Annotated in this window: 2 protein-coding genes; both read right to left on the bottom strand. The window is 39.4% G+C overall.

All coding sequences use genetic code 11. The features are described from left to right. Positions 1-124: 124 nt before the first annotated feature. Positions 125-394, bottom strand: a complete 270-nt coding sequence (locus H4683_RS22485) for a hypothetical protein (protein WP_420826577.1) — start codon at positions 392-394, stop codon at positions 125-127. Positions 395-811: 417 nt separating this feature from the next. Then, positions 812-1243 carry an NAD(P)-dependent oxidoreductase gene (locus H4683_RS17320; RefSeq protein WP_239027737.1) on the bottom strand — a complete coding sequence of 144 codons (432 nt, stop codon included), beginning with the start codon at positions 1241-1243 and terminating at the stop codon, positions 812-814. Positions 1244-1644 lie beyond the last annotated feature (401 nt).

Raw genomic sequence — 1644 nt, 5'->3', positions numbered from 1 at the left:
TAGCTTTGACTGAACTTGGGGATTCACGAAATTCAGGAATAAAACTTCGGAAATAATAAACTAGCTAAATGCGACAACTATGTTGACAACTACCGCAGTTCTTTCCACTGTTCTGGTCGGAAGTTTAGTCAGTACAATCGCTTATCCAACCGTTCAAGCGAGTGAAACAGAAGAAAACAACAAAGCTGAAACCAAAAATGTGATTTTCCTCATTGGTGATGGAATGGGAGTTTCCTATACTTCGGCTAAACGAATGCCTCATTTTAGCGTCCTTCATGGCTTCTTCAAAAGCGTCACTTATGTATTGACTCCCTAAATCAGTATGGAAAATAAGGCCTTCATCTGGTTTTTGGATAGTGATTGCGTTGGATAAGGCAGCAAGGACGAGGTTCACAGTAGCATATGTAGAATCAACTAAAGTGTAAAAATTAAATTCAACTTATATAGATTCATGAAGAATACCAAATTGCTAAAACGAAGAAAGTCCGTCAGTACGAAGCGGTTGCTTGATTCGAAGATTAGTCGCTTAGCTTAGGCAGCAAAATTGGTCGCTTGATTCTAGGATTAATCGCTTCGCCGGCAGTATTGTCGCTTAATTCGAAGATCAGTCGCTTCGCCGGCGGGATTGATTGCTTGGTTCGAGGATCAGTCGCTTCGCCTGGAGGGATTGGTCGCTTGATTCAAGGATCAGTCGCTTCGGCAGCGGAAGCGGCCGCTTTATGATAAAAAGTATTAAAACCTCGTGAACCGTGACAGACCCTAAACTTATATTTTCTATTTTCAAAAAAAAACATGACAGACTCCCTCAAACTTAGGAGTCTGTCCTGCTTTCATTCGACCTTAACACGTTGATAGACTTTTTACAGACTGTTTTGTTCTCTAGTTTCCACCCTTCCAAAACGTCCATGATTGCTTGTGCATTTATGTTCATCATCGCAAGGCGCATCTTCTTGCTAACACTTCCGATATGCGGTAGAACAGTAACATTTGGAAACGTAAGAAGAAGATTGTCGAGTGGAATAGGTTCTGTTTCAAACACATCAAGTCCTACTGCCCAAATAGTGCCGCTTTTCAATGCATTGTAAAACGTCGTTTCGTCAACGATTCCACCACGTATGACATTGATTAGAGTTGCTGTGTTTTTCATAAGTTTGAGTTCCCTCTTACCAATCATCCCAACCGTTTCAGCTGTGTAAAGTACTAAGATGACGACGAAATATGCCTCTTTCAATAAAGTATCCAATTCTGCTTAATCGAAACCATATTCGACTTCGATTATGATAGCAATTTGGGACCCAAAACAATTATTAAAGATCCAATGAATAAACCAGTGTGTCCCGCTTAAATAACGGAATACACTGGTTGTGTAGTTTCTTAGTACAAAATTTTAACCGACAAAGGAAATACAAGTAGTAGCACTTTCCCCTTATTAATTAAGTAAACTTCATTCCTCTAGAAGGTAGAACACTATCTTTAGATAATAAAGTATTTCTGATATAGTCCTAGTACAGCTCTGTATAAGTAAATCCATTTGTCAATACAGACATTTGTCCATCAGCGTTCAGAAGTTTGACATCCACACTACCTATACTGTTGCTAACAGGAACTGCAACTCGTAGTAGTGTTTCAGAACGAACATTTATA

The sequence above is a fragment of the Sporosarcina limicola genome, assembly GCF_014873855.1.
Lineage (GTDB): Bacteria > Bacillota > Bacilli > Bacillales_A > Planococcaceae > Sporosarcina > Sporosarcina limicola.
Note: the sequence above shows the minus strand (reverse complement) of the source record. Positions and strands in the feature narration are given on the sequence as shown.